The organism is Tardiphaga sp. 215_C5_N2_1 (genome assembly GCF_052076055.1).
GTDB classification, from domain to species: domain Bacteria; phylum Pseudomonadota; class Alphaproteobacteria; order Rhizobiales; family Xanthobacteraceae; genus Tardiphaga; species Tardiphaga robiniae.
On the sequence record NZ_CP197240.1, the window covers coordinates 5,836,812 to 5,854,273 of the forward strand.

A 17,462-nucleotide genomic window follows, 5' to 3' on the forward strand; every position below is an offset into this window, starting at 1 on the left:
CGGGCAGCTTACGGGTGAAGGAGCGTCCCATGTATGCTGCCATTCGTCAGAGCAAGGCAAAGACCGGCATGGCTGAGGAACTGACGTGCAGGATCAAGGAAGGTGCCATTCCGATCATCAGTGATGTCGAAGGTTTCATGGCCTATTATGTGGTCTATGCGTCCGACGATACGGTGACGGCGATCAGCATCTTCAACAATTTCGCGGGCGCCGAGGAGTCGAACCGACGCGGGCTCGCGTGGAGCGAACAGAATCTGGCGCCCTTGCTGATTGGACCAGCCACAGCGATAGCCGGGCCGGTTATCGTTCATACGTTGGCATAACGCGCGCGAGACAGGTGCTATGCCGGGCGGTGGCATGTGCGCGTAGATTACTCGCTAGATTCTCAATCTCCCAGCAGGCGCTTCGCGCCGGCGATTGCGCGGCGCGCGACTTCTTCGGGGCCGCGCTCCCGGGTCAGCGCATCCATCGGCACTTCGAGCGCGACCGGAATATGCTTCGGCAGGTGCGCGGCAATGGCGCAGAGGTCGATGCCGCCGTCGCCGGGTGGCAGCCGTTCAGCGCGCGCGGTGTGCAGCAGTCCTTCCACTGTGCCAGGCTTCTCCGCCGGAGCATCGCAAAAATGGAAAAACGGCAGCGAGTGCGATGGCATGTCGTCGAGTTCGGCGAGGCTGCTGTCGGAGCGGTCGAAATGCAGCGTATCGACAAGGATACCCGCATTGGCGCGGCCTGCGGTCTCGACGATGGCGCGCGCCTTGTGCAGGTTCGACACATTGGTCCAGGGAAAGAACTCCATCACCGGCATGATGCCGTATCGCGCCGCAAGATCGGCGATGGCCGCCAGTCGGTCGGCGAGGCGGGACAAGTCGGGATCATAGGGCGCGACGATGACATGGCGGGCTCCGAGCTCCGCGCCGGCGGTGAGTATCGGCTCAAGCGCCGCGACGTCGATCCCGGGCGTGATCTTGACGAGTTCAATATCGAGCACGTGCAGTCCGGTATCGGCGAGACGCGCCTTGGTTTGCCGCATCATCGCCTTGTCGTTCATCAGCGGGTAGCCAGGGCTTTCCGCGGTCACGGCGATCAGTCTCAGTCCGACACTCCGGTAGCCGCAGCGCGCGGCAACGTCGATCATCTCTGGCGGCGCCAGCGATAGCACGGTGAGGTGGGCGAGCGAGAAAACGGTCATGTGATGTTTCTACTCCCGATGTCAGGCTGGCCGGAGCGGATGTTTGGCCTATCGCCGTGATGCGATGAATACGCCCGACAGCACCAGCACGTAGCCGATCAGGTGAAACAGTTGCGGCTGTTCGCCGAGAAACGCGATGGCCAATACCGATCCGAACACCGGCATGAGATGCAGAAATGGTGCCGCCCGATTCGGGCCGATCAGTGCGATGCCGCGATTGAAGAACAGATAGGCCAGCGCCGACGGAAAGATCATGGCATAGGCGAGCGTCAGCAGCGTTACGGTGTCGAAGATCAGCGGTGAACCGGAATTGAGTTCCCAGATGCTGACCGGCAGGGTCAGGATCGCGCCGCCCGCGGTGGTGAAAGCAATCAGCGACATCGGGTGCGTCACCGGCCGCCGCAGCATCAGCGCCGAATAGATGCCGAACACCAGCAGCGCTGCGAACAGCATGGCATCGCCCTTGTTGATCTGGATACTGGCCAGTGCGGTGAGATCGCCGCGCAGGATGATGATCAGCACGCCGGCCATGGAAACCACAATGCCGAGCAGTTGCGCCAGCGTCAGTCTCACGCCGAACAGGATCAGCGTCCACAGCGCGACGCAGAGCGGGCCCGACGACTGGATCAGCAGCGCATTCAGGGCCTGCGTGTATTTCAGGCCCCAATAGGCGAGCACCGTATTGGCGGCGAAGCCGGTCAGCGCCAGCATGGTCATGAGAGAAAGCTGCGCGCGGAGGACCGGCCAGTCCGCGCGCAGATGCGTCCAGGCGAAGGGCAGCAACAGGAAAAAGGCTCCGATCCAGCGCACGCAGGCCAGTGTCACCGGCGGGACGTGGCCGGCGACGTAGCGGCCGAGCACGATGTTTCCGGCCCAGAACAGCGAGGTGAGGCTGAGCAGGAGATAAGGCTGGTTGGCGAACCAGCCGACGATCGTTTGTCGCGGCGGAGCGGAAGGGGTCATCGGCTCGATGGTCAATGCAGCTTTCCATAGGCGGCAGTTCGCCGGGTGGCACAAGTCACGCTGGCGCGCGGGCACCATGCGCGGCAGCGGAGCGCGCATCGGTAGATGCGTCGAATGGACGCCAAGAATGAGCCTCGATTCAGGTATTTAGATGCCGAAAAACACGCACAATCAGACGATTATACCTTTTCCGCCAGGCGAACATTAACTGCTTTCGAACGGCTAGCCGATAGAACTGAATCATAATGATGGAACTTGTTTCTTGAATTGCGGGTCCGGATACCTCCTCGACGTTGTGCAGTGAGTGTGTCTGGAGCCGTTCGGCTTTGAGCGCACGACCGAGGGGTCGGCGCGACAGGAGATCGCAATGCCATTGTCCGCCTCCCAACCCAAACCCGGCCGTCGCCGGGGTCTCGGTCTTGGCCCGCGCATCATGTTGATGACGGTCTCCGGCATTCTCATCCTCGGCATCTGCATCACGTTGGTCGCCAAATACGTGCTCGAACAGGGCGCCGCCAAATCCGCGACAGAGCGGGTCGAGACCAACATGCGCGTCGCCTGGAACGTGCTGCGCGAGAGCGGCGACAAATACAGCATCGCGGATGGCAAGCTGCTTGCCGATGGCAAGCCGCTGAACGGCAATTTTGCAGCGGTCGACAAGATCAAGACGCTGGTCGGCGGCACCGCGACGATCTTCATGAATGACACCCGCATCTCGACCAATGTGATGAAGCCGGATGGCACCCGCGCTATCGGCACGCAGCTGGCGAAAGGGCCGGCCTATGACGCGGTCTTCAATGGCAAGACCGCGTTCCGTGGTGAAGTGGCTATCCTCGGTGAGCCGTATATGACCGTCTATGATCCGATCTTCGACGCCAGCCGCAACGTGATCGGCATTCTCTATGTGGGCATCAAGAAGGTCGACTTCCTCGAGACAGCCAACGACACGCTGTGGACCATCGTCTACGCAACGGTCGTGGTCATGCTGCTGGCGATCGTACTCAGCTATTTCGTGGCGCGCGGCACCATCGTGCGCCCGCTGAAGGCGAGCATCGCCACGATGAACAAGCTCGCCAAGGGCGACCTCACGGTCGATGTTCCGGCAAGCAGGCGCGGCGACGAGATCGGCGAGATCATGACGGCGCTGAGTGTATTCAAGGAGAACGGCCTCGAAGTCGAGCGCATGAAGGTCGCGCAGATCGCTACGGAAAGCCGCACGGCCGAACAGCGCAAGGCGGATATGATGAAGCTCGCCGCCGATTTCGAAGGCGCCGTCGGCCAGATCGTCGAGACCGTATCGGCTGCCTCGAAGGAACTGGAAGGTTCGGCCACCACATTGACGGCAACGTCGGATCGCTCGCAGGCTTTGGCGATCGCGGTGTCGGCGGCATCGGAAGAAGCTGCCACCAATGTGCAGTCGGTCGCATCCGCCACCGAGGAAATGTCGTCGTCGGTGCATGAGATCAGCCGTCAGGTGCAGGGCGCCGCGCGCATTGCCAGCGAGGCCGTTGCGCAGGCTGACAATACCAACAACCGCGTCAGCGAACTGGCGACGGCCGCGGCACGCATCGGCGATGTCGTCGAGCTGATCAACAATATCGCCGGGCAGACCAATCTACTCGCGCTCAACGCCACCATCGAAGCGGCGCGCGCCGGTGAGGCCGGTCGCGGCTTTGCGGTGGTTGCCGCGGAAGTGAAGGCGCTGGCCGAGCAGACTGCAAAGGCCACGGGTGAAATCAGCCAGCAGGTCTCGGGCATCCAGAAAGCGACCGAGGATTCGGTCTCGGCCATCAAGGAGATCTCCATGACCATCGGTCAGATGTCGGAGATTGCGTCCGCCATCGCATCGGCCGTTGAAGAGCAGGGCGCCACCACGCAGGAGATTTCGCGCAACGTGCAGCAGGCCGCAGCAGGCACGATGCAGGTGAGTTCGAACATCACCGACGTGCAGCGCGGCGTCGAAGAAGCAGGCTCGGCGTCATCGCAGGTTCTGTCCGCGGCACAGTCGCTGTCCAGCGAAAGCACGCGACTGAAGCAGGAGGTCGGCAACTTCCTGCGCTCGGTGCGCGCCGCGTAACTATTCACCGGGAACGACAAGAATCGCGCGCGACGGCGCCACAACTATTTCCGGGCAGACATGACCGCCGCGCCTGGACTGCATCTTGCTGAGAAAAATACCCGCTAAATTTAGAACCATTAAAATCTGCGGCAGTGATGTCACACTGCCGCAGAATGCTTGTTGTTTGGAACGCTTCTATTGGCGGTGACGCGGCCGTCCCTCTAACCCCGATACATCATATGAGGTCATCCATCATCGAATATGTCGATGCGGATGAGATTTTGGGGATCACCTTGAACAGCACCATTCGTTTGTCGCGTCTCGCGCTTCTGTCGTCGGTCTGTGCGCTCAGCGTCGTCACGCTCGATACGTCGCTGGCGCAGTCCAGTTCCACGCAGACCGGTGCGCAGCCTTTGCCGCCCGTGGTCGTCAACCAGCCGCAGCAGCGTCGCCGCGCGGCCGCCGCGCCGAGCCGCACGCCGCGCGCCCGCACCGCCGTTGCGCCGCGTCCGGTGGCTCCGCGCCAGACCAATGTTTTCGTGGAAAGCCCGCGCGGTCCGGTCCAGGGCTACGTCGCCAATCGTAGCTCGACTGGCACCAAGACCAATACGCCGATCAATGAAACGCCGCAGGCGATCTCGGTGATCGGCGCCGAACAGATCCGCGATCAGAAGCCCACCAAGCTCGACGAAGTGTTGCGCTACGCGCCTGGTGTTTTCGCAGGCACGTTCGGCTCCGATACCCGCAATGATTGGTTCCTGATCCGCGGCTTCAAGGCCGACGACAACAGCGTGTTCCTTGACGGCATGCAGTTGTTCGCCACGGCGTTCGCGACATGGAAGCTGCAGCCTTTCAACATGGAGCGCGTTGAGGTTCTGCGCGGGCCGTCGTCCGTGCTGTACGGTGGCAGCAGCACTGGTGGTATCGTCAACGTAGTGAGTAAGATGCCGCCGGCCGAGCCGATCCGCTATATGGAGGTCGGCGTCAATAATTATGGCAACAGCTATCTGTCATTCGATGTCGGTGGCCCGGTCGCAACGCCGATCGAAAACGGCAAGATCTTCACCCGACTGGTCGGGCAGGTGAAGGGCGGCGACACACAGACTGATTATATTTCCGACAACAACTACTTCATCGCGCCGTCGATAACCTGGAAGCCGGACGCGGATACGTCGCTGACAGTTCTGGCATCTGCTTCGAAGAACGACTCGCGGGTACAGGGCTTCCTGCCTTATACCGGGACCGTGGTCGCCGCGCCCTACGGCCGTATCGGAACCGGATTCTTCGCCAGCGAGCCGAGTGCAGATCGTTTTACGCGCGAGCAGGAAATGCTTGGCTATCTGTTCGAACGGCGCCTGTCGGACAGTGTCACCTTCCGCCAGAATGCACGTTTCGCACACACGGACGTCAATCTATCGACGCTGCAGGGACTTGGTACCAATGCGACCGGCGATCTGTCGCGTTTGTATTTTGCGACCCGCGGTATCGCGAACCAGGCCAACCTCGATAATCAGGTTGAATATCGCTTTAGCACCGGCGCAGTGCAGCACACGACGCTGTTCGGTCTCGACATGCGCTACTACCAGATCAGCGATTTTCAGGCCTCGCTGTTTCCTGCCACCTCGATCAATGTCGTGAATCCGGTCTACACGCCGAACGCCCAGTTCGCTGGAGTGCCTTATCGCGATGGCACCCTGACGCAGAAGCAGCTCGGCGTATATGCCCAGGATCAGATCAAGCTCGATCGCTTCACGCTCGTGCTGAGCGGCCGCAACGACTTCGTCACGACGGACGATGTCAGCAGGCTGGGCGCTGGATCCAGCGCAACCCGCGAAGACAGCAAGTTCACTGGACGCGCCGGGTTGATCTACAATTTCGACAACGGTCTCGCGCCGTATGTCTCCTACGCGACCAGTTACAATCCGCTGACCGGTGTGGTGTTCTCAACGGGAGCACTGCGGTTGCCGGAGACCGGACAGCAGACCGAGGTTGGCGTCAAATTCCAGCCCAATGGCTTCAACGGTCATTTCGGCGTGGCTCTGTTCGACCTGAAGCGACAGAACACGCCATCGACTGACTTTCCCAACTCGAACCTGCCAGCGCAGCTTGGCGAGGTAACGTCGCGGGGTATCGAGCTTGAGGCCGTCGCCAATCTGGCGCCGGGCTTCAAGGTGGTCGGCTCGTTCACGTCCTATAATCTCTTCATCAGTCAGGATCTCAATCCGCTGTTGATCGGCAAGGTCCCGACCGCTGCGCCGCGTCAGCTGGCATCGGGTTGGGCGGACTATACGTTCCAGTCAGGTGCGTTCGCTGGCTTCGGCTTCGGCGGCGGCGTACGCTATGTCGGTGCGTCCTATGCCGATCCTGCCAATCAGCAAGCGGTTCCGTCGCGTGTGCTCGGTGACCTTGCAGTTCACTACGAGTGGCAGAACTGGCGCTTGGCGGTCAATCTTCAGAATGTCGCGGACGAGATCTATGTTAGCAGCTGTTCTGATCCGAACTCCTGCTTCTACGGCGATCGCCGCCGCGTGACCGGCAGCATCGGCTACAAGTGGTAACGGTACGGGCGAGCGAAACGGCACGGCAATAGGTCGCCGTACGTCCCGCTCGCCGCACGGTCGCCACGTCAAAATGATCTGCCCATGTCGTCTCCGGCTTGCCGGGGACGACATTTTCAGTAGTTGAAGAAGGATCGATCCCCTGAAAGCGCGTACGGCCCGCATCTGGTCGCTGATCCACAAATGGACCAGCCTTGTCTCGACCGTCTTTCTGCTGCTGCTGTGCCTCACCGGCCTGCCGTTGATCTTTCATCACGAGATCGACGAGGCGCTCGGCTATGCGCCGAAGATGGATGTGCATGTGCCCGGCGCGCCGAAGCTCAGCCTCGATGCCATCGGCCGCGCGGCAATCGCGGATCATCCCGGCAGTGTGTTGCTCTATATGGCCTGGGACAAGGACGAGCCCGGCATGGTCTCGACCTTCACCAACACGTCGGTGACCTCCGATCCGCAGACCACGGTGGTGAAGGCATTCGATGCCTATACGGCGAAGCCGGTGGGTCTGCTCGGCACCGGCCCGATGCTGGTGATGTTGCGGCTACACACCGACATGTATCTCGGTCTCCCCGGCAAGTGGTTCATGGGTGTCATGGGCTTCCTCTTCATGATCGCCATCATCTCCGGCGTGGTGCTGTACTGGCCGTTCACGCGCCGGCTGAATTTCGCGGCGATCCGCAAACAGAAATCGCGCCGGGTGTTGTGGCTCGACTGGCACAATCTGCTTGGCGTGGTCACCATCGTCTGGGCGCTGGTGGTCGGCGGCACCGGCGTTATCAATGCCTATGCCGAAGTCATGCTCGGCATCTGGCAGCGTAATGAACTGGCTGCCATGGCCGCGCCCTATACCGGCAAGCCCACGCCGACGCAGCTCGCGCCGCTGGACAAGGTCGTCGGGAATGCCATGAAGACGACGCCCGGCATGGATCTGGCCTTCGTCGCATTCCCTGGCACGCCGTTCACATCGACGCATCATTTCGCGGTCTTCCTGCGCGGCGACACGCCTTTGACGTCGCGGCTGGTGAAGCCGGTGCTGCTCGATGGCGAGACCGGTGACGTGTCCGATACCAGCGAGCTACCGACCTATCTGAAAGCCGTGCTGGTCTCGCAGCCGCTGCATTTCGGCGACTATGGCGGCATGCCGCTGAAGATCATCTGGGCGCTGCTCACGGTCTTCACGATCATCGTGCTTGGCAGCGGGCTGTATTTGTGGGCGGTCAAGCGCAGCAAGGTCAGGCGCGGGGCGCGGCTGTCTGCCGGCGCGACGGCAGCATTCGGACGATCGTCATGAGCGAGGTGCAGGAGCGCAGGGCGAGCTGGTGGCGCGTGTTCGGCGCGCCGATCGTCATTGGCGTCTTATCGCTGGCAGGCTTGTTGTCGGCGCTGCTCGCGGGCGATCCCGGCCGCTATTTTGCGTGGTTCGGCGTTGGGCTGCCGATCGCGATCGTGGTGTGGGCGTATTGCCGGAAGTGACATGAGAAAGCACGGCGGATGAGCGAAGCATCTTCCGCCACGTCTCCGGCATCCTAGCGCCAACGACGGATACGCATTCGGCTAATCCGTTATTGGCCTATGAGGTTACCAGCGCCGATCCCAGTTATTGTTCCAGCCGTTGTTCCATCCATTGTCCCAGTCGTTGGGCTGACCGCGCATCGCGCGGCTCTGGCCGCGGCGCTGGTCGCCATAGGCCAGCATCGGGTTCTGCATGCAGTCGCCCCGCTGGCCGCTCACGGTCGCCATGCACTGGTTATAGGAGGTGAACGTACAGCTCGGATTGAAGCCGGTGGCCGAGGTGCGCGAGCACCATGGATATTCGCGGGCCATGGAGGGCGTGGCGCCCATCACGACCAGAAGTGCGGTTGCTGCCAGGATTGAGCGCATGTCGATTCTCCCTTGAGGTCTGAAATCGATAATGCGCAGCTTACATCGCCGTTCCCGCCTGCGACAGCGCGTCGTGATCACTCCGTCCTACCGGGACTTCAAACCGCGGTGATGCGCATCAGTCCGTCAGTGTGGCTGCCATCGCATCCAGCGCTGCCCGTGCGGCCTCCGGCGCAATCTCGATCTGCAGCCCGCGCTGGCCGCCATTGAGATAGATCGTATTTTCCGACAATGCCGCCTGCTCCATGGCGACGGGCACGCGCTTCTTTTGTCCGAACGGGCTGATACCGCCGACGTGATAGCCGGTCATCCGTTCGGCGTCGGCCGGGCGCATCATCTTTGCGCTCTTGCCGCGAAAGGCCGCGGCCAGCTTCTTCATGCTGACCTCCTTGTCGGAGGGCACCACGACGCAGACCGGCTTGCCATCCACCTCGGCCATCAGCGTCTTCAACATGCGTTGCGGCGCAATGCCGAGTGCCTCCGCAGCTTGCAGGCCTATGCTCTCGGCGTCGGGATCGTAGTCGTAGGTATGCAGGGTGAACGCGGCGCCGAGCTTGCTCAGCGTCTGCGTGGCACGGGTGGTTTTCGACATGGAGTGCTCAAGCAGTGGTGAATTCAGACGACCTCGGACACGGGCTGCATGTCGATAGCAAAACTTTCGAGGAATTTCGAGGTCATGATGTAGAAGCCGACCGCGAGCTGCAATTCCACCAGCGCGCCGGGCGCCAGCTTGGCTGCGATCGCCTTGAAGGTCGCGTCGGTGGGGCGATGCAGTTTGACGATCTCATCGGTGAACGCCAGCGCCGCGCGCTGCGTGTCATCGAAACATGTCGCCGCCTGCCAGTCGTCCAACGCGGCGTTCTGTTCGTTTGACACACCGACATAGCCGCCGATGCGCTTGTGCGCGGCGACTTCATAAGGCGCCTCGCAGAGAATGCCGGTGCGGGTGATCGCCAGTTCGCGGATGACGGGATCGAGCTCGCCCTTGTTGCGGATGGCGCCGCCGAGCCGGCAATATTGTTCGAGGTAGCTGGGCGAATGCGCCATCATGCGGAAGATGTTGGCATTGCGGTTCTTGCCGAGGATCTCGCGGGTGCGTTCGCTGGCTGCGGCGGGATCGCTGTAGTCGATGCGGGCCATGGGTCCTCCCTTGAGATCGCCGTCGCGCCCTCCTGATGGGGCGCGTTCGGGCGAATGGCCGGGACGTTGTAGCCGAGCAGGGATAGCTCTGCCAGATCGCGATCGTCAGGCCCGCGTGTCGTATTCAACATTGCAGGCGCTTGCGCATAGTGGTCAAAGGGGGGCCCGTCATTCTGGCGGGGCCATGCGCCGGTCTCGATTCAATGACAAAAAGAGAAGACCCAAGGAACGTTTCGAGCGACGTTGCACCTCGCAAGACAGGTATTCGACTGTTCGTCCCCATCCTGGCGGGGGCACGGCTTGGCGAGCGCATGATTGCTTGCCTGGGTGCACTGCTGGGCATTGTGCTCACGGGATTGATCTGCCGATCTGTGCTGGGCGACAGCTCCAGCCTGCCGCTGATCGTGGCGCCGCTTGGCGCATCTGCTGTACTCCTGTTCGCGGTTCCCACCAGTCCGCTGGCCCAGCCTTGGGCGATCATTGGTGGCAATACCATCTCGGCTCTGATCGGCGTTGCTGTCGCGCATCTCATTCCCGACCAGATTCTGGCGATCGGCTTCGGCGTATCGCTCGCCATCGCCGCGATGTCCTTTGCGCGCTGCCTGCATCCGCCCGGCGGCGCCACGGCGCTGACGGCGATCATCGGCGGGCCCATCGTGACCGCATCGGGATATCTGTTTCCATTCGTGCCCGTCGGCCTGAACTCGGTGCTTCTGGTCGGGCTGGGCTATCTGTTCCACAAGATCTCGCGGCGGACCTATCCGCACGGGGCGCCAGTGCCATCAGCAAATCCGCATCAGACATCGGACATCAGCCCGGAGCTTCGGGTTGGCTTTCGCGCCGAGGATATCGACAAGGCGCTGGAAGCGCTCAGCGAGACTTTCGATATCAGCCCCGACGATCTCGAAACGTTGCTGCGGCAGGTCGAACTGCAGGCCATGTTGCGCTCGCACGGCACGATCCTGTGCGGAGACATCATGTCGCGCGATGTCGTCACGGTCGGACTGCGGGATAGTGCCGAGCTGGCCCGCTCGCGGCTGCTCTTGCACAATGTCCGCACGCTCCCCGTTCTGGGCATGCAGGGACAGCTCGTCGGAACGATCGGCCTCCGCGAGCTGATGAAAGAATCGGGCGATGTCGGAAAATCCATGTCGCCCGCAGCGACGGCGACGATGCAGACGCCCGCGGTGACCTTGCTGCCGACGCTGACCGATGGACGAACACACGCCGTCATCATCGTCGATCAGGACCGCATGATTCAGGGGCTGATCACCCAGACCGATTTGCTCAGCGCCGTCGCGAAGCTTGTTCCAGTTGCCGTGTAGGCGATCGTGCACCTGCAAGTTCGCGGACGGAATGAAGCTGCAATTCGGTTGAACAATCTGTAGCTGGAGATATGGTTCTCGCGCAGCGTTAAAACTTACAGCGAGGCCGTCATGCGATCTTCACGAATTCCCGTTCTGAAGCTTGTGCTCGGCCTGGGCATGTTCGCCGCCGCGTTTTGTAGTGAGGGCGTCATCGCAGAGGAGGGACGGGCCGTCGTGTGGCCGACCCAGGGCTGGCAGACATCGACGCCGGAAGAGCAGGGCGTCGATTCGGCAGCGCTCGCCGCGCTGCTGGAGCTCGGAAGCCGCAACGACTTCGACAGCCTGCTGATCGTGCGCCATGGCAAGATCGTTCTGGATGCCTATTACGCGCCTTACACTGCCGATCTGCCGCACGTGGTCAATTCCGTCACCAAGGCCGTCATCGGCACGCTGACATCGATGGCGTTGCAGGATGGTCTCCTGAAGGGCACGGACCAGCGGATGCTGGCATTCTTCGGCGAGCGCAGTGCTGCTAACCTTGATGACACCAAGAAGGCGATCACGCTTCAAAGTCTGTTGGACATGACGTCCGGACTTGCGCGGGACGGCCGGGCCGGTGTCAACCGCTCATTGGAGTCGACGGCCGGCATGGAGCGGAGCCGGGACTGGATCCAGTACATTCTCGATCGTCCGATGGCGGCTTCGCCGGGAGACGGCTTCAATTACGATAGTGGAAATGCACATCTGCTATCGGCCATCCTTGCCAAAGTGACCGGCATGAGTGCGGAGGATTACGCGAAAGCGAAGCTGTTCGGTCCGTTGGGCATCACGGCGTGGAAATGGCGGCGCGATCCGCAGGGCATCTCGACCGGCGGATACGGCCTGGCGCTGCATCCGCGCGACATGGCGAAATTCGGCTATCTGTATCTGCACAACGGGACGTGGGAGGGCAAACCGCTGGTGCCGCCGGCCTGGATCGACAGAGTGAGCCACGCCACGGTGGACATGAAGCTCTCCTTTGCGCCGGAGTTTCGCTATTCGAACTTCTTCTGGGCGCGACCTGACCGCAATGTCTATTGGGCGAGCGGGCTGCACTGTCAGCTTGTGATGGTCTATCCAGCACTGGACCTCGTTGCCGTGACGACCGGCCGAGACAATTGCCCGGTGACCGACATCGTGGACGCCATCCCAAAGGCTGTCAGGTCCGAGACGGCAATACAGCCGGACCCTGCCGGCACTGCGCGGCTCGCAAGCGTTGTTCGCGCTATTTCAACCGAGGCACAGGTGGAAGTTAAGGACGCGCCTCCGATCGCCTCGGCGGTATCAGGCAAGACCTACGCCTTTCCGTCCAATCCTCTCGGTGTGAAGTCGCTGTCGCTGACATTCGTGGGCTCCCATCCACATTATGATTTCGAAATCTATAGTCGCAATCCCACGAGAGGGGCTGAGAAAATCAGTGGCCCTCTCGGGCTCGACGGACGGTATCGCAGCGGGACGCCAACGGCATTTGGGGTTATTGCAGTGAAGGGGAGGTGGCTCGACGAACATGCGTTCGAAATCGAGCGCAGGACCCTCGGCGAGGACGGCCGCCCGCGGACGTGGACGCTGTCATTCGATGGCGACAAGGTCAGTCTTCGCGGCAAGAACTATGAAGGTGTCGATGTCGCAATCGACGGACAGTCGGGCGGTTGATCGCCGAAAGGCACGGGAAGCTCTGTGGCCTCCCGTGCATGTTGCGGCTCATACCGGCATGATGCCCGGTGCCTGACGCGGCCATTTGGCGATGACTTCCGGTGCCACGTTGAGGTGTTGTGCGACGAGAGCCGGCGGCGTGTGCGTCAACCAGTCGGACAGCGACACTTCCTCGTAATGTGCCGTGCGGAACACTTCGATGAATTGCAGGTCGGTGTCGCCGGTATTCTCGATATAGTGGCCGAAGTTGCGTTTGACGTAGCCGACATCGCCCGGCGTGAAGTCGATGGTGGTGGCGTTCGGGCCGGAATTGAACAGCGTCATCCGCGCGCGACCCGCAAGATAATACTGCCACTCGTCGGCATTCGGGTGCCAGTGCATCTCGCGCATGCCGCCGGGCTTCACCGTCACCAGCGCCACCGCAATCGTCGCCGAAGCGGTGAAGTTGCTGGTATCGGCAATCCGGATCTCGCCGTTGCGTGTCGATTTGACCGGCTTGGACGATCCCAGCGAATAGGTGAACGGATAGAGCGCAACATCCGCATCGCGATAGGACGAGGCCTGATCGGCCGCGAGCGAACCGGGAACCGTGCCCTGGAAGATCCAGAGATTTTGCAGCGGGATTTTCGCGAAGCTTTCGACCGGCACGCTGAAATTCTTGGCGAGGATTTCCGGCGGCGTATGCGCGATCCAGTCCGACAGCAGCAGCGTATTGAACTCGTTGGCCTGGCCGTCATCGAAGCAGATCACGAATTCGCAGCCATCGGGGCCAAGGCCCTGCAGCGAATGCGGCGCGCCGGAGGGGAAGTACCAGAGATCGCCCGCGCTGACGTCGGCGACATAAGGCCGGCCCTGATTGTCGAGCACGGTCACCCGGCACGACCCGTAAGTCATGATCGCCCATTCGCCGGCCTGGTGCCAATGCATCTCGCGGATGCCACCGGCGGTGAGCCGCATATTGACGCCGGAGATCGTGGTCGAGATCGCAAAGTCTGCTTGCGTCACCTGCCGTGCCCAGCCGCCATTCTGGATGCGCCGCGGTGCATTGTTGAACGTCGCCCAGGGCAGCGCCATGCCGCCGATATCGGTCGCTGGCGGCAATTGCGATGATGGAAACTGGCCGGCGATGATGGGATTTTGCGGGCCGGGATCGCTCAGATTGTTCGGCCCTTTGGCATTGACCGCGCCCTGCGGCGGCAGATCCGGATTGCCGAATGTCGCGGCCTGTGCCGATGCTGCGGCGCTCATCACGATGCCCGATGCTGTTGCGGCCATGAGATCTCTCCGTGAGAACATGGGACGTCCTCCTGTTGCGACGCAGATCTGCGTCATGATTGTCGGATCGATGAAAGCGTTGCGCGCCGGGTACCCCCGACGCGCGCTGTTAAGGGGTAAGAGACAGCTCTACTTCTTGATGCCTGCGGCTGCGAGGATCAGGTCGGCGACTTCCTTCGGGTGCGACACCAGCGAGAGATGGCCGGCATTGAGTTCGATCGTCGTCGCATTCATGCGCTTGGCGAGGAAACGCTCGAGATCTGGATTGATCGTCTTGTCCTCTTTCGACACCGCATAGAATGATGGCTTGTCATGCCACGCGGCTGCGGTGGTGCGTCCTGCGAAGATCGATGCGGCGGTCGAGCCCTGCACGGCATAGAGCACTTCGGCCTGCTTGCGCGGAACGCCATTGGCGAAATATTTCAGGAACGAGTCTTCGGAGAGCTGGGTGTAGCCATCATGGGTCTGGATGCCGGCACGCACTTCACCCGTCGGAAACTTTCCGGACAGCGCGACGAAGTCCTCATTGGCGTCCGGCGCGCGGGCCGCGACATAGACCAGCGCCGAGACCTTCGGGTCGGTGCCGACGTCGCTGATTACCGTGCCGCCCCAGGAATGCGCGACGAGGACGGTCGGGCCATCCTGCAGCGCCAATGCGCGGCGCGTCGCGGCATTGGAGTCGTCCAGCGAGCTCAGTGGATTCTGCACGGCCGTCACATGGAGTCCTGCCTTCTGCAACAGCGGAATGACTCCGGCCCAGCTCGATCCGTCGGCCCAGGCGCCGTGCACCAGAACCACGTTCTTGGCTTTCACGGGCGCTGCGGTTGCAGCCTGCGCCATCGGCGCCGTCAGCAGACACATGGTCGCCATCAGCATCGCACGCAGCGTCATCTTGGAGAGGGAGTTCATCAACATGGTATCACCATTCGGTTGCCGGCGATTGTCCTGGCCGGAGGGATGAAGGAAGCATGGATGTTGCACTTGACGAGTTCGCGCCGGTCAGCTCGAACGGGAGCGGATCGGCATGACATTATCGGGTTTACGGGATGGCGAGGCTGCGGTGAATCGGACGGTGGTGTGCAGCCGGCATACCTAGGTTTATGGCTACGAATACGCAGGGCCGGCGCCGACTGTTACGTCGGCGAACCCAGCGGTAACGGAATGGTGAGGGCTGCAGGATGATCGACTACGTCACCGTGGATGTGTTCACGGATACCCGCTTCGGCGGCAATCCGCTGGCGGTTGTTCCCGATGCGCGCGGCATCGACGATGCGCTGCTGCAGAAGATCGCCACCGAGTTCAATTATTCAGAAACGACCTTCGTGTTTCCCCCGGATGATCCCGCGCATACCGCACGCGTTCGCATTTTCACGCCGACCGATGAGATTCCGTTCGCCGGTCATCCCAATGTCGGCACTGCATTCGTGCTTGGCCGTCAGCGCACGGCCTTCGGCAAGCCTGTCGGCGATCGCATGGTGTTCGAAGAGAAGGCTGGCCTCGTCCATCTCGATCTGTTGCGCGATGGTGGGGAGGTCGTCGGCGCCGGCTTTGTCGCGCCGCAATCCGTTCAGATCGGTGACGCAGTCGATGTAGCGACGCTGGCCGGCTGCATCTCGCTGCCGGCGGATGCGGTCGTGTCACACACGCATCCGCCGCGCATCGTCTCCGTCGGCCTGCCTTTCGCTGTCGCTGAACTGTCGGGTCTCGATGTACTGGCCTCCGCGCGTCCGAATACATCTGCCTTTGAGGTCGCGGGAAAGACATACTGGCACCGCGACGATCGCTTCTCGGCCTTCATCTATGTCCGCACCGGCGACGGCATCGATCATTTGCGCGCCCGCATGTTCGCGCCGCTCAGCAACGTGCCCGAAGATCCGGCCACCGGCAGCGCCTCCGCGGCGCTCGCGGCCTATCTGGTGAGTCTGGATCCGCGTCGCGACGCCGTCTGTGCCATCACCATCGAGCAGGGCGTTGAGATGGGGCGCCGCAGCCTCATTGAGGTCGAGGTGCGGAAGCGTGATGGACATATTGAGAGCGTTCGCATTTCCGGCCGTTGCGTGCCGGTGATGCAGGGCCGTATCGACCTGTAAGCTGAATCACACGTCGCCCGGCAGATCTCCCACGCGCCACAGGGCCAGCGACTTGTCGGCATAGTCGCCGCCAGCTTCCCTGCAGCCTTCGTTGATCACGGCTAGGGGAGCAGGAAACAGGAACGGTGCGTGCTGCAGATTGAGTACGCGCCAGTCACCGTCCTCGATATCGCGATTGGCTGATGCGTCGGGAAATGTCGTGGTCAGCAGCCAGCAGGTGCCGGAGCGTTTCAGATTGGCGATGGCGCGGTGGATGTTGGCGAATGACAGATGCACAAGGCAGTCGCGGCACAACACCAGATCGGCAGCGGGTAGGGTATCGCTGACGAGATCGAGTCGGGCAAAATCGATATGGCCTGCATGGCCATAGTGCGCGGCATTGGCTGCCACGATATCCGGAACGATATCGGCGCCGAGATAGCGGATACCGCCGAGGTCCAGCTGCGCCATCCAGGTGAAATCGCCGCAGGGCAGATCGAGGATCGATTGCACCCGCAATCGCCGCAGCAATTGCGTGAGGTCGCGGCGGAGTGACGTTGTTGCGTCGAGTTCGGAGCCGAGGCCGGATTGCGATTTTTCAGCGCCCCACAGATTGGTGCGATAGATCAGCTCGAAACGCGTGGTGAGATCGAGCCCGTCGAATTCGCAGCGCCGCTCGGCGAAGCGAATTTCGGCCAGAACCGGTGTGCGTCGCCTCGATCTGTCCATTCGCGTGCCCGCTGCAGCAACGGTAAATCAGAGTTCCGTAGCCAGCTTCGATCTGAAGTTCAGCGTTGTAAATGCTCGTTAAACACGCTCTGGAATCATTGTTCTTGTAATTCAGCTGAAATCGTCTATATTGCAGTTATTCGAATATATGCTCTGGCTTGTTGACCGCGCCGTAATCGGCTCCATTCCCCAAGACATCGTTGAAATCGGATCGGGCTCACGCGATGTCGCGTAGGGCTCGCGCATTCGCACATCTTGGAGAATAGTTATGGCAGTCGGTACAGTTAAGTGGTTCAACGCGACCAAGGGTTTCGGTTTCATTCAGCCTGATGACGGCGGCCAGGATGTGTTCGTTCACATCAGTGCAGTCGAGCGCGCTGGATTGGGTTCGCTCAATGAAGGCCAGAAGGTTTCTTTCGAAGCCAAGGCTGACAAGATGCGCGGCAAGACCAGCGCGGAAGATCTCCGCGCGATCTGAGCTTGAAGGTCCTGAAATTTCCACGGATGTACTGGGATTTCTCGACCGACAAGTTTTGCGTCGTCTGATAGATTTTGAATGACTGAAGCCCGCCGGTGATCATCACCGGCGGGCTTCATGCTATA

17 protein-coding genes are annotated in these 17,462 nt (G+C 61.5%); 9 read left to right on the plus strand and 8 right to left on the minus strand.

All coding sequences use genetic code 11. The annotated features are described in order from the left end of the window. Positions 1–29 precede the first annotated feature (29 nt). On the plus strand, positions 30–323 hold the full coding sequence (locus AB7828_RS27750) for an antibiotic biosynthesis monooxygenase (protein WP_441231731.1): 294 nt from the start codon (positions 30–32) through the stop codon (positions 321–323). A gap of 62 nt (positions 324–385) precedes the next feature. Here the strand turns inward: AB7828_RS27750 and AB7828_RS27755 are convergent, their stop codons facing one another. Both AB7828_RS27755 and AB7828_RS27760 read right to left on the minus strand, forming a co-directional pair. Continuing rightward, positions 386–1,189, minus strand: coding sequence for a sugar phosphate isomerase/epimerase family protein (locus AB7828_RS27755; RefSeq protein WP_441231732.1), 804 nt, complete (start codon positions 1,187–1,189; stop codon positions 386–388). 48 nt (positions 1,190–1,237) lie between these two features. Next, a complete protein-coding gene (locus AB7828_RS27760) occupies positions 1,238–2,152 on the minus strand; it encodes a DMT family transporter (RefSeq protein WP_439074076.1) in 915 nt (304 codons plus the stop codon). A 367-nt stretch (positions 2,153–2,519) separates the two neighbouring features. Between AB7828_RS27760 and AB7828_RS27765 the strand changes: the two genes are divergently transcribed. The 4 genes from AB7828_RS27765 to AB7828_RS27780 all read left to right on the plus strand — a co-directional run bounded on the left by AB7828_RS27765 (position 2,520) and on the right by AB7828_RS27780 (position 8,239). After that, positions 2,520–4,229 (plus strand): methyl-accepting chemotaxis protein, encoded by a 1,710-nt coding sequence (locus AB7828_RS27765; protein ID WP_441231733.1) that lies wholly within the window; start codon positions 2,520–2,522, stop codon positions 4,227–4,229. Between the two features lie 221 nt (positions 4,230–4,450). After that, positions 4,451–6,769, plus strand: a complete 2,319-nt coding sequence (locus tag AB7828_RS27770) for a TonB-dependent siderophore receptor (RefSeq protein ID WP_441231734.1) — start codon at positions 4,451–4,453, stop codon at positions 6,767–6,769. 175 nt (positions 6,770–6,944) lie between these two features. Then, entirely contained in the window at positions 6,945–8,057 is a 1,113-nt protein-coding gene (locus AB7828_RS27775; RefSeq protein WP_441232326.1) for a PepSY-associated TM helix domain-containing protein, read from the plus strand. Further along, positions 8,054–8,239 carry a hypothetical protein gene (locus AB7828_RS27780; RefSeq protein WP_441231735.1) on the plus strand — a complete coding sequence of 62 codons (186 nt, stop codon included), beginning with the start codon at positions 8,054–8,056 and terminating at the stop codon, positions 8,237–8,239. Before AB7828_RS27775 ends, AB7828_RS27780 begins: the two co-directional genes overlap by 4 nt. A gap of 105 nt (positions 8,240–8,344) precedes the next feature. Here the strand turns inward: AB7828_RS27780 and AB7828_RS27785 are convergent, their stop codons facing one another. The 3 genes from AB7828_RS27785 to AB7828_RS27795 form a co-directional block, all read right to left on the minus strand. Then, complete coding sequence (locus tag AB7828_RS27785) at positions 8,345–8,647, minus strand: DUF3551 domain-containing protein (protein WP_184513891.1); 303 nt, start codon at positions 8,645–8,647, stop codon at positions 8,345–8,347. 118 nt (positions 8,648–8,765) lie between these two features. After that, positions 8,766–9,239: a Cys-tRNA(Pro) deacylase gene (gene ybaK / locus AB7828_RS27790; RefSeq protein ID WP_439073958.1), complete on the minus strand. Its 474-nt coding sequence runs from the start codon at positions 9,237–9,239 to the stop codon at positions 8,766–8,768. A 23-nt stretch (positions 9,240–9,262) separates the two neighbouring features. Further along, on the minus strand, positions 9,263–9,787 hold the full coding sequence (locus AB7828_RS27795; protein WP_441231736.1) for a carboxymuconolactone decarboxylase family protein: 525 nt from the start codon (positions 9,785–9,787) through the stop codon (positions 9,263–9,265). Between the two features lie 203 nt (positions 9,788–9,990). Here AB7828_RS27795 and AB7828_RS27800 point away from each other — a divergent pair, with 203 nt between their 5' ends. Then, on the plus strand, positions 9,991–11,112 hold the full coding sequence (locus AB7828_RS27800) for an HPP family protein (protein ID WP_441231737.1): 1,122 nt from the start codon (positions 9,991–9,993) through the stop codon (positions 11,110–11,112). Positions 11,113–11,223: 111 nt separating this feature from the next. Further along, positions 11,224–12,786, plus strand: a complete 1,563-nt coding sequence (locus AB7828_RS27805) for a serine hydrolase domain-containing protein (RefSeq protein ID WP_441231738.1) — start codon at positions 11,224–11,226, stop codon at positions 12,784–12,786. A 48-nt stretch (positions 12,787–12,834) separates the two neighbouring features. Here AB7828_RS27805 and AB7828_RS27810 read toward each other — a convergent pair whose 3' ends face one another. Together AB7828_RS27810 and AB7828_RS27815 are read right to left on the minus strand one after the other, a co-directional pair. Continuing rightward, a complete protein-coding gene (locus tag AB7828_RS27810) occupies positions 12,835–14,082 on the minus strand; it encodes a cupin domain-containing protein (protein WP_441231739.1) in 1,248 nt (415 codons plus the stop codon). A 108-nt stretch (positions 14,083–14,190) separates the two neighbouring features. Further along, on the minus strand, positions 14,191–14,952 hold the full coding sequence (locus AB7828_RS27815; RefSeq protein WP_439074074.1) for an alpha/beta fold hydrolase: 762 nt from the start codon (positions 14,950–14,952) through the stop codon (positions 14,191–14,193). 287 nt (positions 14,953–15,239) lie between these two features. On the opposite strand from AB7828_RS27815, the gene AB7828_RS27820 reads away from it, so the two are divergent. Then, entirely contained in the window at positions 15,240–16,151 is a 912-nt protein-coding gene (locus AB7828_RS27820; RefSeq protein WP_441231740.1) for a PhzF family phenazine biosynthesis protein, read from the plus strand. Positions 16,152–16,157: 6 nt separating this feature from the next. Here AB7828_RS27820 and AB7828_RS27825 read toward each other — a convergent pair whose 3' ends face one another. Then, on the minus strand, positions 16,158–16,859 hold the full coding sequence (locus AB7828_RS27825) for a class I SAM-dependent methyltransferase (protein ID WP_441231741.1): 702 nt from the start codon (positions 16,857–16,859) through the stop codon (positions 16,158–16,160). Positions 16,860–17,127: 268 nt separating this feature from the next. On the opposite strand from AB7828_RS27825, the gene AB7828_RS27830 reads away from it, so the two are divergent. After that, on the plus strand, positions 17,128–17,337 hold the full coding sequence (locus AB7828_RS27830; RefSeq protein WP_068731259.1) for a cold-shock protein: 210 nt from the start codon (positions 17,128–17,130) through the stop codon (positions 17,335–17,337). The last annotated feature ends 125 nt before the right edge of the window (positions 17,338–17,462 follow it).